A 12576-nucleotide genomic window follows, 5' to 3' on the forward strand; every position below is an offset into this window, starting at 1 on the left:
GCCTACGGAACCATGGGCAGGCCCGCCTTGACGAGCCCGTCATTGAAATGCGCGTGGTCGGTAGGATCGACATAGGCGGTAAAGAAGCGCCAGTAGCGCGGCACGTCGTTCGGTGCGTTGGCGATCGCTTCCGGAAGAAGCTTGCGCGCCTCATCGATGCGGTCGAGCTGGCCGAGACAGGTGATCAGCATCACCAGGTTGAAATAGGTGCGGCGCAAGAGCAGCGCCCGTTCGGCGCAGCGCAGGGCTTCGTCGTAGTTGCCGAGATGGTAGTGGGCGAGCGCCATGCGGTTGAGGAAGAGATAGGTGAGCGGATCGTGCGGGCTCAGCCGCAACGCCTTGTGCAGCGGGTCCAGCGCCTCGGCGAAGCGGCCGATATAGATGCGCGCCCAGCCGAGCGCCATGTGGGCGAGCGCGAAGTTGGAGTTGATGTCGATCGCCTGTTGCGCTTCCTCGACCGCGGCGTGCGGCCGCTGGGCCGCGAAGTTGGCGAGACACATGACATAGTGACAATAGGGGTCGTGATCGTCGATCACCACCGCGCGCGCGGCCTCCGCCTGCAGCTCGGCGCTGTCGCGGTCGATGTCCTTGCTGAAGCCGAAGAAGCAGCGGGCAAACAGCGAGCGGGCGAGCATCATGTGCGCGCGGCCGAATTCCGGATCGAGGGCGATGGCGCGGCGCTGCCATTCGATCGCCTCGTCGAAATGCGCGGCGGAATCCTGCGCATTGTGCAGCAGGGTGCCGCGCATGTGGCATTCATAGGCGCCGAGATTGTCGGTGCCTCGCAATTGCGCGCGCCGGTTTTCGCCGATCAGGATCTCCGGCTCGATTGCCGCGACCACATGCTGGGTGATTTCGTCCTGAATGGCGAAGAGGTCGGCGAATTCACGCTCGTAGCGCTGCGCCCAGAGGTGGTTTCCCGTCTCCGCCTCGATCAGCTGGCCGGTGACGCGCACCCGCGAGCCGGACCGGCGCACGCTGCCTTCGACGATGTAGCGCACGCCGAGATCCCGGCCGATCTGTTTGACGTCGACGGCGCGGCCCTTGTAGGCGAAGGAGGAGTTGCGCGCGATGACGAAGAACCAGCGGTAAAGCGACAGCGCGGTGATGATGTCCTCAGTCAGTCCGTCGGCGAAGAAATCCTGCTCGGGATCGCCGGACATGTTGACGAAGGGCAGCACCGCAATCGATGGCTTGTCGGGCAGGGAAAGCGGCATGCCGGGCAAGTCGCCGCCCGCCGGGTTCTCGCGCCACTCGACGCGGTGGACCAGGACCGGACGCGGTATGTTCTTCAGCGCGCGCTCACCGAGGCGCTGCATCGGAAACTCGAGCTTGCCTTCGATCTGGTCGTGGAGCGCGCCGGAAATGCAGATGTCGTTCGGCTGCGCCACCTGCTGGAGCCGGGCGGCGACATTGACCCCGTCGCCGAGCAGATTGCCGCCGTCGACAACCACGTCGCCGAGATTGAGGCCGATGCGGAACTCCATGCGCCTTTCTGGCGGTAGGTCGGCATTGCGGCGCTGAAGGGTTCGCTGGATGGCGACCGCCGCCCGCACGGCCTGCACGGCGCTCTGGAATTCCGCGACCAGGCTGTCGCCGGCCGCGCCGAAGACGCGGCCCCCATGCTCCGCAGCAAGGCCGGAAATCGTCTCGCAGTAGGTGGCCAGGGTCGCAAGCGTGCCTTCCTCGTCGGTCGCGACAAGGCGACTGTAACCAGCGACATCGGCAGCAAGGATCACGGCGAGCTTCCGTTCCAAGGCGGCGGGCCCCTCCTGCGGCATCTGGTCAGAAGGAAATTAAGCGTAACTTAAATTAGAAAGTCCGAGAAGCGTAAATCGCCCTGATCGGGCCTGAAGACGCTGCTCAATGCGTAAAATTGCTCCACGCGGCTTCTACGCGAGATTGTACTCGCCGGTGCTTCCGCGGAGCGGCCGATTGTGCAAGGTTCGCGGCCTTCATGCCGCCGCGCTTGGTTCAGGCCGGCAACCTCTATCACGCTCGGGATCAACAGTGATGGCGCCTTTTTCCATTCGCCGGCTCACCTCCAGTGATGCCGAGGCCTATCGGGCAGTTCGGCTAGACGGCCTGCTGAAGCATCCCGAAGCCTTCGGTTCATCTTACGAGGATGAGGCCAGCCGGCCGATCGAGGTCACAGCGGAACGTCTTGATAGCGGCTTCGTCCTCGGCGCCTTCGATAGCGATGAAAAGCTCATGGGTGTTGCTGGCCTCGCGATCCAGACGGCGACAAAGGCAAAGCACAAGGGGACCCTCTGGGGCATGTACGTCTTGCCGGAGGCACGAGGAACCGGGCTATCGCGTTTGCTCGTCGACGGGATTATCGCCGAAGCGCGGGGCAAGGTGGAGCGGCTGTTGCTGACAGTCGTCTCGTCGAACGCCGCTGCCCTCAGCCTCTACCGGAAGGCGGGATTTGTCGAATACGGCCTGGAACAGCGCGCGCTGCGGGTCGACGATGCCTATTTCGACGAGATGTTGATGGCGTTGTCGCTTTAAGCGGCGTGGCGGTCAGCCAGGGAACACGCAGCGGGGTCGACGCGGCGCTGTGCAGCGGTAGGATGGCGCCACAATGCCGCTGATTCGACCCACACGCGAAAGCGACCTTTCTCTTCTGCCCGCCATCGAGCGCTCCTCCGGCGAGGTGTTCCGCACCGTCCCCGAGCTTGCCTGGATTGCCGACGACGACGTGCAATCGGCAGAAGCTCATCGCGAATTCCTGCGCACCGGACTATCGGTGGTAATGGTCGACGCCTCCGATCGGCCGATCGCTTTTCTTTGCGCTACGGTTGCCGACGATGCCATGCACATCTGGCAGCTTGCCGTCGAGGCGGAACGTCAGGGGCAGGGGCTTGGGCGCACGCTGATGCTGGCGGCAATCGCGCATGCGCGCGTGACGTCATGCGCCGCCGTCACGCTGACGACGTTCCGCGATCTTGCCTGGAACGAGCACTTCTATCGCAAGCTCGGCTTTGTGGCGCTCGATGCGGGCGAACTCGATCCGCGTCTTGCCGAAATCCTTGCCAACGAGGCTGCGCACGGGCTGCCGGCAGAGCGGCGCTGTGCCATGCAGCTGAAGCTCGCTTGAGGGCGCAAGCCAGCATTCCGGAAAGCCGGCGCTGAAAGAAGCTCGCTCGGGCGCGGTTGTGGCCGCGCTACCGTCTGATGGCGACCACCTGGCCGCGTGCGAACTGCGAGACCCTGACGCCGCCGGACTGGTTGCCGCCGATCAGCTGGGCCGTCGATTTCGACAGCATGGACAGGATGCCGACGTGATAGCCGCGGCCGGTGCGCACGACGACGACGTCGCCGGGACGGGCATAGGAGAGCTTCACGGGCGCGCCAAAACGCAGCCAGGAACGGGCGATGCCGAAGCTCTGCGGCGGACTGCGCCCGGCCTTGCGGGCGACCATGCCCATGAAGTGGCCGCACCAGGGGGTGCGGGCCGGGTTGATGCCGAGCGCTGCACGAAGGGTCTTGTTGTTCTTGACCTCGTGTAGGCCCTTGTATTGCTGCGCCTGGGCAAGCATGCCCGCATTGGCGAAATCAGGTGTCAGTAGCGCGACATAGGCAGCCGCAAGAAACGCCAGGACCTTCATGGTCAGGTCTCCTTGACAAGTTGCTTGGTGCGAACGGTCGGGGCGGCCTGGCAATCGCCGGCATGGCACCCGGTTGCTCAACGGTTTCCAATGTTGGGCGGGGAGATATCAGCGGACGCGCGCGTGCAGGCGTTGAAAACGCCGCATCAGGCACGCCGGCGAACCGCGGCAAAACGCGGAGCCAGCTTCACGGCAACTGCCGTTTCGAAGTGTGGTATTCCCCTGTCTGCCCCGTCGGGCAGCAAAGCTTCATTCACCATGCGCCGGTGCAAAATTGTGGCAAAACCCGTAAAATATTAGGGCAGGGATTGCTAATCGCCGAAATAGCTGATGCGAAACGGCGATTCGCCGCGTCAGACATCAAAAAAATAGTGGGTCGGTGCCTTCCAAGGCAGGTCTTTACGCCGGAGAAGCGGCGGCACTTGCGCGCCTACGGGGCGGCGGCGCATCGTCTCAGCGTGATTCGCACGCCGAGGTTCTTCATGTCGTTCACCCTTTCTCCCGCCTATCTCTGGCCCGTTCTTCTGCTCCTGATCTCCAACGTCTTCATGACCTTTGCCTGGTATGGGCACCTGAAGTACACGTCGTCGCCGCTTTACATGGCGATCGTCGCCAGCTGGGGCATTGCCTTCTTCGAATATTGCCTGGCGGTGCCGGCAAACCGCATCGGCCACCAGGTCTATTCGGCGGCCCAGTTGAAGACGATGCAGGAGGTGATCACGCTGATCGTCTTTGCAGCCTTCTCCGTCTTCTGGCTGAAGGAGTCGATCGGCTGGAACCATCTGGTCGGCTTCGCGCTGATCGCGGCCGGTGCTTCCTTCATCTTCAAGGGCTGACGCCCCCAACGGACACAAAGAAAAAGGCAGGGCGTAAACCCTGCCTTTTCAGCGAAAAGCGGTTTGTCGTCGGCGTTGCGGTAACTACATCACCGCCGCCACGGCCGGGGCCAGATGCGGCCAGACCTCGACTGCGCCGCGATAGATCATGTCGAGCGCGACATAGAGGATGATCACGAGACCGATATAGGCGATCCAGTGATAGCGGTTGAGCAGCCGGGCGATAAAGCCGGCGGCGATGCCCATCATGGCGATCGAGAGCGCAAGGCCGATTACCAGGATCGTCGGATGTTCGCGGGCAGCGCCGGCAACAGCGAGCACGTTGTCGAGCGACATCGAGACGTCGGCGACGACGATCTGGATGGCCGCCTGCATGAAGGTTTTCCTGGGCGCCTCGGAGCCTTGTCCGCTTTCACCCGCCGCGTTTGCTGCCTGCTGTTCGCGAATTTCGCGCCACATCTTCCAGCAGACCCAAAGCAGCAGGATGCCGCCGGCGAGCAGCAGGCCGATGATTTCGAGCAGTTGCACCGTGACGCTGGCAAGCGCGATGCGCAGCACCGTGGCGGCGATGATGCCGACGAGAATGACCTTCTTGCGTTGGTCCGTCGGCAGGCCAGCGGCGGCAAGACCGATCACGACGGCGTTGTCGCCGGCGAGAACGAGGTCAATGACGATGACTTGAAGAAGCGCCGCCAGGCCGGCAGCGGTAAAGATTTCCATGATGCAACAGTCCCCCGACCTGCATATGCGAGATATAGATATGACTAACGGATAAAGCACTGCCGTGCCGCTGGATCAAGACCACTGGACGGAAATCCTCAACGACGGCCCTGCCGCGTCTCAATCGAGAAGATCGAAAGCCCGGTACATCCAGACGAGCTGGTAGGCGACGGCTGCGACGACGAAGACCGCGTGAAAGCGGCGGCTCGGGGTCCAGGCGGCGGCAATGCAGAGCAGGATGTAGGCGGCGTTGCGCGCCGGGTACTCAAAGCCGTAGGACGCGAAATAGGCCTTTCCCTTCAACGCGGTGTCGACGAGATCGACCGCAAAGGCAAGCGCCAGGGCACCAAAGAACCAGGCCCGGCGCGACATGAAGTAGTGTTCGTAGTCGCTGTAGTCGTCGAGCGTCGTTGGAAACAGCATGACGCAGAGAAAGAAGAAGACGCAGCAATAGAGGACGACGAAGAGGTAGACGCTGACATCGATCACCGCCAGCGAATGCAGGTGGAACTCCCACCACCAGAAGTGCACGAGGAAGACGAACATGAACAGGACCCAGCCAAGGTGGATCCAGTAGACGCGCGTCTTGCCGGGATGCTGGACGAAGAGTGCAATGCCGCTCAAGAGCCGAGCGAGGCTCAGGCTGACGATCATGCCCATGACGACGCGGATATGCGAGAAGATCTCCGGGTCGGTATGGGCAGGCTCCATACGCCGCGCTCCTATTCTTCCGCCGGCACCGGCTTCGGTTTGCCGTTCTCGTCGAGCGCGACCATCACGAAGATCGCGTCCGTCACCTTTTCCATCAGATGCGAGAGATAACGCTGCGCCCAGGCTTCGACCTTGAGCGTCATCGAGGTGCGGCCAACCTTGACCACGTCCGTATAGATGCAGAGCGTGTCGCCGATCTTGACGGGCAGCGCGAAGGCCATTTCCTTGACCGCCGCCGTCACGACGCGGCCGCGGGCGCGTTCTGCCGCGCGGATGCCGCAGGACAGGTCCATCTGCGCCATCACCCAGCCGCCGAAGATGTCGCCCGCCGCATTGGCATCGCCCGGCATGGCGAGCGTGCGCAAGGTGAGTTCGCCGGTCGGTCTCGTCTGTTCGGTCATGCAGCCTGTCTCCCTGTTGGAGACAAGATGTAACCCGAGCGCGCTTGCGGAGGGAAGACCCCGCTGCCGCACAAATGCTGGCAACGTCCTTGAGGTGCCGGCTCGTTATACTTTCGCAGGGGGTGAATGAGGAATGCCAAATTTAGGGGTTTCTCGTTAGGGGCTTTGCAAAGACCTCATCCTAACCTGCAGGCTCTGGGAGTGCCTGCCGGCTATGCCGCGGCAGCCAGGATTTGGGGCGGCGCGGGGAGCGCCGAGGGGCAGGGGATTGGCAATGAAGAAATTCAGGATTTCGGCGCGTCTCTACGCGCTGGTGGCATTTGCGCTTTTGACCATGGCGGCGGCGCTGACCTTCGGTCTGTTCCAGGCGCAGGAAAAGCTCGTCGGCGAACGAAAGGCGATGCTTGCGGCGATGGACGAGAACGCGATCGCCGTGTTCGACGCCTATCACAAGCTGGAAGTGGCCGGCACGCTGCCGCGCGAGGAGGCGCAGAAGCGCGCGCTCGAAGCGATCAAGGCGATGCGCTACCAGGGCAGCGGCTATTTCTGGGTCAACGACATGCATCCGACCATGATCATGCATCCGATCAAGCCGGAGCTCGACGGCAAGGACCTCACCGAAAACAAGGATCCCAACGGCAAGCAGCTCTTCGTCGAGTTCGTAAAGACCGTCGAAAAGAGCGGCCAGGGTTTCGTCGACTACTACTGGCCGAAGCCCGGTGCCGACGCGCCGGTGCTGAAGTATTCGCACGTTGCCGGCTTCAAGCCCTGGGGCTGGGTGGTCGGGACCGGCGTCTATGCCGACGACCTGGCGGCGATGTTCCGCGACCGCGCCTGGCAGGTTGCCGGCATTCTTGCCGCCGCCGCTCTTGCCATCCTGATGGCGGCACTGGCGATCGTGCGCAGCGTCGTCAAGCCGGTCGAAAAGCTGAAGGCCTCGATGCGGGCGATCGCCGACGAAGATCTGTCCTCGGAGGTGCCGGAAACCGACCGTGGCGACGAGATCGGCCAGATGGCCAAGGTCCTCGTTGTCCTGCGTGACTCGGTGCGCGAACGGCTGGAGTTGCGCTCGCGTGAGGCAGAACAGCAGGAGCGACTGAGTTCCGAGCGGCGCGGCAACGAGCAGCGCCAGCGGGCGACGGCTGAGGCGCAGGCCGAGACGATGGAAACCGTTGGTGCGGCGCTCGAACTCCTGGCGAGTGGCGACCTCACCGCCGAGATCAGCCATATCGCGCCGGAATACGGCAAGCTGCGGGACGACTTCAACACGGCCGTCGCAGCCCTTCGCGATGTCATCGGCTCGATCTCGCATTCGACCGAGATCGTCACCGCCAGCGCCGGCGATATTTCCGAAGCGGCAAACAATCTTTCCCGCCGGACGGAGCAGCAGGCAGCCGCCCTTGAAGAGACGGCCGCGGCACTGGACGAAATCACCTCGACGGTTCGCCATGCCTCCGAACGGGCAAACGAAGCGCGTGAGATGGTCGACCGGACCAGGACCAGCGCCGCAAAGTCCGGCGGCATCGTGCGCAATGCCATCGACGCCATGGGGCGGATCGAAAGCTCGTCCGGTCGCATCGGCCAGATCATCGGCGTCATCGACGAGATCGCCTTCCAAACGAATCTGCTGGCGCTCAACGCCGGGGTCGAGGCAGCGCGCGCCGGCGAGGCGGGCCGCGGCTTTGCCGTCGTCGCACAGGAAGTGCGCGAGTTGGCGCAGCGTTCGGCCGGAGCCGCCAAGGAGATCAAGGAACTGATCGGCGCCTCGGTGCGCGAGGTCGGCGCCGGCGTCGATCTGGTTCGCTCCACAGGCGAGGCGCTCTCGGAGATTGAGGCGCAGGTCAACCGGGTCAACGAGCAGGTGGCCTCGATCGCCACGGCCGCGCGGGAGCAGGCGACCGGGCTGCAGGAGGTCAATGTCGCCGTCAACAGCATGGACCAGATGACCCAGCAGAACGCGGCGATGGTGGAGGAAACCACCGCGGCGAGCCAGACGCTGGCGGCCGAAAGCCGCGAGCTGAAGTCGCTGCTGACCAAGTTCCGGCTGCAGCCTTCAGGCTCGCACGCGGGTTACGGCCGCGCCGCCTGACGCCACAGGTTTGTCGATTGCGACCCGCGCGCTACGCCGCGCGGGTTTTTCATTCGGGGTCGGCCGCAATGCTGTCGCAAGGATACGCGTTTAGGTGCCGCCGTCGTCACACCGGTTGTCGTGCACGGAGACATTCTCCGTCTTGACCTCAGCACCGCCGGGGATAGATACGCGAGAAGCGGGAGGTGTTCGACGGGGCGTCGCTCCGGTTGCCGGCCGCTGCACCAGAGGGGACACCATGGCACTTCTCAAACTACTTCTGACCCGGCCGATCGCGCTCATGATGCTGGCGCTCGGGTTTCTTTCCGCTTGTACCGTCGTCGTCGACGAGCCGCGGCCGGGGCCGAGGCCCACGCGCCCGCAGGCCTGCACGATGGAATATGCGCCGGTTTGTGGCGAGCGCGGCAATCGTATGCGCAGCTTCCCGAACTCCTGCCAGGCGCGCGCTGACGGCTTCAACGTCATCCACCGCGGCGAGTGCCGTCCGGACTATCGCCCGCCGGATCGCGAGCCGCAGGCCTGCACGATGGAATACAATCCGGTGTGTGGCCAGCGCGGCCGCCGCACGCAGACCTTCTCGAACGCCTGCCAGGCGCGTTCCGAGGGCTTCCAGGTGATCGGCCGCGGCGAATGCCGCAGGGAGGACGACCGTCCATCCGAGGGCCAGTTCTGCACCCGCGAATATGCCCCGGTCTGCGGCCAGCGTGGCAGCCGCATCGAAACCTTCTCCAACGCCTGCGAGGCGGGTGGTGCCGGTTTCCAGATCGTCCATCGCGGCGAGTGCCGCTAAGGCCCAAGCGATCAGGCCTTCAGCATGCGAGCCCGCGTCCGACGAGGACGCGGGCTCTTTTTTTGTCGGTATGGATGGACCATTCGCGGCGCGGACACCCCATTTCCAGCGGTTGGCGCGCAAGCCTTCGTTTACCGTATTTGAATAAAATGCCAGGCAAATCAGGCTTTTTGTCCGCTGTGCCCGGTTTGCGACACAGGCAAAAGGCAGCAATTGCAGGTGCTGTAGCAACCATTGCGTGCCAATTGAACGCGGTGGCGGCGGCAGGGGCAGCGGGGCGATGACGGCGGTCTTTTTCGGGCCGCCTGGAGGAAGGCGCAGTTCGGTATGGCCTATGTTACTCGTCTCCATCGCCCGCTGACGGCGCTCGTTCTTTCGTTTTCGCTCGTCACCTGCTCGACCGATGACGCGCTTTCGCCGCCCGGCCGCATCGATGGCGGGGCGCGGGTCGGGTCGATCGGGCCGGTTCCTGTCGATGCCGTGCCGGCAGAGGAGGTGGCCGCCTATCCGGCCGCCACGCAGCCCTCGACCTTCCAGACCAATCCGCAGCACGCGGCGCCTCAGCAGACGCGCCGCGCGCTTCCGATGCTCGATAGCGACGAGGCGGTGGCGACGGGCGCGCAGCCGGCAAGCGTCGGCTCGAGCGCTATTCCCCAAGAGGGCGTCAACATGGATGCGATGCTCGGCGTGGAGCAGCCGGTGGTGGGGCTTGCGGAAGAGCAGAGCAACGACATTGCCGAGGGCAATGCCAGCCAGCCGGTGGTCGGCGGCATTGGTGACGAGAATGTGCGCCAGCTCGGCGGCGCAAACAGCGCCGCGCCGGCCGAAGCGAACCTTGGCTATGACCCGGATCTGCCGCCGCTGTCGCCGGACAAGATGGCCGCCGAACAGGCGCAGCGCGCCCGCGCCATGGAACAGCAGCGCCTTCAGCGCACGCAGGAGCCGCAGCAGGTCGCCTTCCTGCCGCGCGCCAACAATCCGATGTCGACGCCCGAATATACCGGCGCGATGCCCGGTTCCGAGATTGCTTGCCGCCAGCGCCTGAAAAAGCTCGGCGTCACCTTCCGCGACATTCCGCGCATCAGCAACGGTCCGTCCTGCGGCATCGACTATCCGATCGAACTCAGCGGGCTGTCCGGCGGCATCGGTGTGAAGCCGGCGGTCAAGCTCAATTGCGAGGTGACCGAGGCTTTCGCGAAGTGGGTGAAGTACGAACTCGCCCCGTCGTCACGCTACCGCTACTGGTCCGGCATCAAGACGATCAAGCCGCTTGGCGGCTACTCCTGCCGTACGATGAATTCGCGTCGCGGCAATCCGATGTCGGAACATGCGCGCGGCAACGCCATCGATGTCGGCAAGTTCGTGCTGAAGAACGGCAAGGAAATCGACGTGCGCAAGAAGGGCTTCTTCGCCTTCCGCGAGAAGGCGTTGCTGAAGGCCGTGCGTTCCGACAGCTGCAAGTACTTCAACACCGTGCTCGGCCCTGGCAGCGACCCGTTCCACAAGGACCATTTCCACTTCGACCTGAGGACGCGCAAGACCGGTTATCGGCACTGCGATTAGGTGTTCAGCCGGTTGGCACCAGTGGTTTCCAGATGCCGGCTATCGAAGCTCGGAAGCCGGCAAAAAAAAGAGGCCGGCGGGGAGGCCGGCCCAACGACCGGAGCAAAAGGGGGAGGCTCCGGCCTGCAAATCACGAGCGCAAATCAAAGGGCGATGTTGCGGCCCGCGCGTTGCAAACTGATCGAAGAGCGTCACGGTTTCGTGACAGCTGGGCGTAATTGCTGTGGTCGGCCGAGCAAATCCTGCGCCGGCTTTCGTTCGAGTGCGTTCCTGGCCGGCTGTCGGCGAAGATCTGCAAATCGACCTGATTCCGTAAATAAGTAGTATTATACTTTAGGTTTTACTCGTCCGGGTCGCGTTCCGAACGGTTGCCCCAAATATGGCGATTCCCGGCATTTTCGGATCCAATTGTAACAGACTGAATTTTCTATATGTTTTTCTGCATATGAGAAAACCTCGGGTTGGCGAGGCCGTGCCGATCTCTCCGTTTCGTCTGGTTTTGTAATAAGTAATACGATATTATATTATTTCGTATAACAATCTTGGATAGTGTCTGGTTGGCCGCTACAAGCATTGGGGGCCCTACTCACTCCTTGACGCCGCAGGAGGACGAAATGGGAACGGTCATGCAATTTCCGGGGATGCGCAGCGATATGGCTGTGCATGCCGCCGAAGTTTCTAAAATCCTCAGGACACTTGCCAACCGCAACAGGTTGCTGATCGTGAGCGCGCTGCTCGAAGGCGAGCATTCTGTCGCGGCGCTCGAGGAAATGCTGGGCATTCGCCAGCCCACGCTTTCACAGCAATTGACGGTGTTGCGGGATGCCGGCATTGTCGCGACCCGTCGGCAGGCCAAGCAGGTTTTCTATCGGCTCAGCCACGACAAGGTGGCGCGCCTCGTCGGCTCGCTCTATCAGATTTTCTGTCGGGATGGTTCAAAAGCATGAATGAATACGGGAATGCGCTGGTAGGCGGGCTGTTGATTGGCCTGTCGGCGGCGATCCTGATGGTGGCCAATGGCCGGGTGGCCGGCATCAGTGGCATCGCAGGGCGGCTGCTGCAGGGCGTACAGGCTTCGTCGGGCGCATTGTTCGTACTGGGGCTGATTGCCGGACCGGCGTTGTACCGCCTCATTTTCGATGCCTGGCCGTCGGTGACTGTGACGGCCTCCTGGCCGCTTCTCGTGGTTGGGGGCCTGCTGGTGGGCTTCGGTTCGCGCATGGGCTCGGGCTGCACCAGCGGTCATGGCGTTGTCGGGCTTGCAAGGCTGTCGCGCCGCTCGATCGCCGCGGTCGCCACTTTCATGGGAGCGGCGATCGTCACGGTCTTCGTTGCGGGTTTCTTCGCATGAACAGCGCCTTGCTCCGCCTTGCCGCGACGCTCGTCTCCGGCGTCGTATTCGGGTTCGGTCTTTCGCTGTCGGGAATGCTCGATCCGGCCCGCGTGCGGGCTTTTCTTGACATAACCGGCAACTGGAACCCAAGCCTTGCCGTCGTGCTCGGCGGCGCTGTCTTCGTTTCGGCGCTCGGAGTTCTGGCGACGCGCCGGTTGAAACATCCGCTGTTCGACGGGGCCTTTCATCTGCCCAACAATCAGGTCATCGACCGGCGACTGATCGTCGGCTCGGCGATCTTCGGCGTCGGCTGGGGGTTGGTCGGGCTTTGCCCGGGCCCGGCGCTCGCCTCGCTGTCGCTTGGCTTGCCGGCAACGGTCCTCTTCGTGGTGGCAATGCTGGCCGGTATGCTGGTCCATGACCGGCTGGTTGACCGCAAGCTCCCGAGGCAGACATCGGCCGGAGCGGGCGCCGATACGCGACTGTCTCAGCCTCGTTGACGCACAGTCATCTTGTTTTTTC

At 63.4% G+C, this 12576-nt stretch carries 14 protein-coding genes; 9 read left to right on the forward strand and 5 right to left on the reverse strand.

Going from position 1 to position 12576, the window contains the following annotated elements; all coding sequences use genetic code 11:
* Window positions 1-2: 2 nt before the first annotated feature.
* Entirely contained in the window at window positions 3-1757 is a 1755-nt protein-coding gene (locus tag IB262_RS03465) for an adenylate/guanylate cyclase domain-containing protein (protein WP_060600913.1), read from the reverse strand.
* Between the two features lie 256 nt (window positions 1758-2013).
* Here IB262_RS03465 and IB262_RS03470 point away from each other — a divergent pair, with 256 nt between their 5' ends.
* Both IB262_RS03470 and IB262_RS03475 read left to right on the forward strand, forming a co-directional pair.
* On the forward strand, window positions 2014-2511 hold the full coding sequence (locus IB262_RS03470) for a GNAT family N-acetyltransferase (protein WP_112770897.1): 498 nt from the start codon (window positions 2014-2016) through the stop codon (window positions 2509-2511).
* Between the two features lie 73 nt (window positions 2512-2584).
* Window positions 2585-3100 carry a GNAT family N-acetyltransferase gene (locus IB262_RS03475; RefSeq protein WP_112976790.1) on the forward strand — a complete coding sequence of 172 codons (516 nt, stop codon included), beginning with the start codon at window positions 2585-2587 and terminating at the stop codon, window positions 3098-3100.
* Window positions 3101-3167: 67 nt separating this feature from the next.
* Here IB262_RS03475 and IB262_RS03480 read toward each other — a convergent pair whose 3' ends face one another.
* Window positions 3168-3611 (reverse strand): TIGR02594 family protein, encoded by a 444-nt coding sequence (locus tag IB262_RS03480; RefSeq protein WP_034795245.1) that lies wholly within the window; start codon window positions 3609-3611, stop codon window positions 3168-3170.
* A gap of 482 nt (window positions 3612-4093) precedes the next feature.
* Between IB262_RS03480 and IB262_RS03485 the strand changes: the two genes are divergently transcribed.
* Window positions 4094-4447 carry a DMT family protein gene (locus tag IB262_RS03485; RefSeq protein WP_034795307.1) on the forward strand — a complete coding sequence of 118 codons (354 nt, stop codon included), beginning with the start codon at window positions 4094-4096 and terminating at the stop codon, window positions 4445-4447.
* A gap of 84 nt (window positions 4448-4531) precedes the next feature.
* Here IB262_RS03485 and IB262_RS03490 read toward each other — a convergent pair whose 3' ends face one another.
* The 3 genes from IB262_RS03490 to IB262_RS03500 form a co-directional block, all read right to left on the reverse strand.
* Complete coding sequence (locus tag IB262_RS03490) at window positions 4532-5167, reverse strand: TerC family protein (RefSeq protein ID WP_034795244.1); 636 nt, start codon at window positions 5165-5167, stop codon at window positions 4532-4534.
* 120 nt (window positions 5168-5287) lie between these two features.
* The gene (locus tag IB262_RS03495) at window positions 5288-5878 is read right to left on the reverse strand and encodes a hypothetical protein (RefSeq protein WP_060600902.1); all 591 of its coding nucleotides are present in this window, start codon (window positions 5876-5878) and stop codon (window positions 5288-5290) included.
* 11 nt (window positions 5879-5889) lie between these two features.
* A complete protein-coding gene (locus IB262_RS03500; RefSeq protein WP_043626011.1) occupies window positions 5890-6279 on the reverse strand; it encodes an acyl-CoA thioesterase in 390 nt (129 codons plus the stop codon).
* Between the two features lie 274 nt (window positions 6280-6553).
* On the opposite strand from IB262_RS03500, the gene IB262_RS03505 reads away from it, so the two are divergent.
* The 6 genes from IB262_RS03505 (at window position 6554) to IB262_RS03530 (ending at window position 12554) form a co-directional block, all read left to right on the forward strand.
* A complete protein-coding gene (locus IB262_RS03505; RefSeq protein ID WP_060520659.1) occupies window positions 6554-8368 on the forward strand; it encodes a methyl-accepting chemotaxis protein in 1815 nt (604 codons plus the stop codon).
* 238 nt (window positions 8369-8606) lie between these two features.
* Window positions 8607-9158 carry a Kazal-type serine protease inhibitor domain-containing protein gene (locus IB262_RS03510; protein ID WP_034795236.1) on the forward strand — a complete coding sequence of 184 codons (552 nt, stop codon included), beginning with the start codon at window positions 8607-8609 and terminating at the stop codon, window positions 9156-9158.
* 327 nt (window positions 9159-9485) lie between these two features.
* Window positions 9486-10721 carry an extensin family protein gene (locus IB262_RS03515; RefSeq protein WP_112976789.1) on the forward strand — a complete coding sequence of 412 codons (1236 nt, stop codon included), beginning with the start codon at window positions 9486-9488 and terminating at the stop codon, window positions 10719-10721.
* A gap of 614 nt (window positions 10722-11335) precedes the next feature.
* Window positions 11336-11668, forward strand: a complete 333-nt coding sequence (locus IB262_RS03520) for a metalloregulator ArsR/SmtB family transcription factor (RefSeq protein WP_034795232.1) — start codon at window positions 11336-11338, stop codon at window positions 11666-11668.
* Window positions 11665-12072 (forward strand): YeeE/YedE thiosulfate transporter family protein, encoded by a 408-nt coding sequence (locus IB262_RS03525; RefSeq protein WP_060520661.1) that lies wholly within the window; start codon window positions 11665-11667, stop codon window positions 12070-12072. Before IB262_RS03520 ends, IB262_RS03525 begins: the two co-directional genes overlap by 4 nt.
* A complete protein-coding gene (locus IB262_RS03530; protein WP_034795216.1) occupies window positions 12069-12554 on the forward strand; it encodes a YeeE/YedE family protein in 486 nt (161 codons plus the stop codon). The genes IB262_RS03525 and IB262_RS03530 overlap by 4 nt, the downstream gene beginning before the upstream one ends.
* The last annotated feature ends 22 nt before the right edge of the window (window positions 12555-12576 follow it).

The sequence above is a fragment of the Ensifer sp. ENS02 genome (genome assembly GCF_014851885.1).
GTDB lineage: Bacteria > Pseudomonadota > Alphaproteobacteria > Rhizobiales > Rhizobiaceae > Ensifer > Ensifer adhaerens.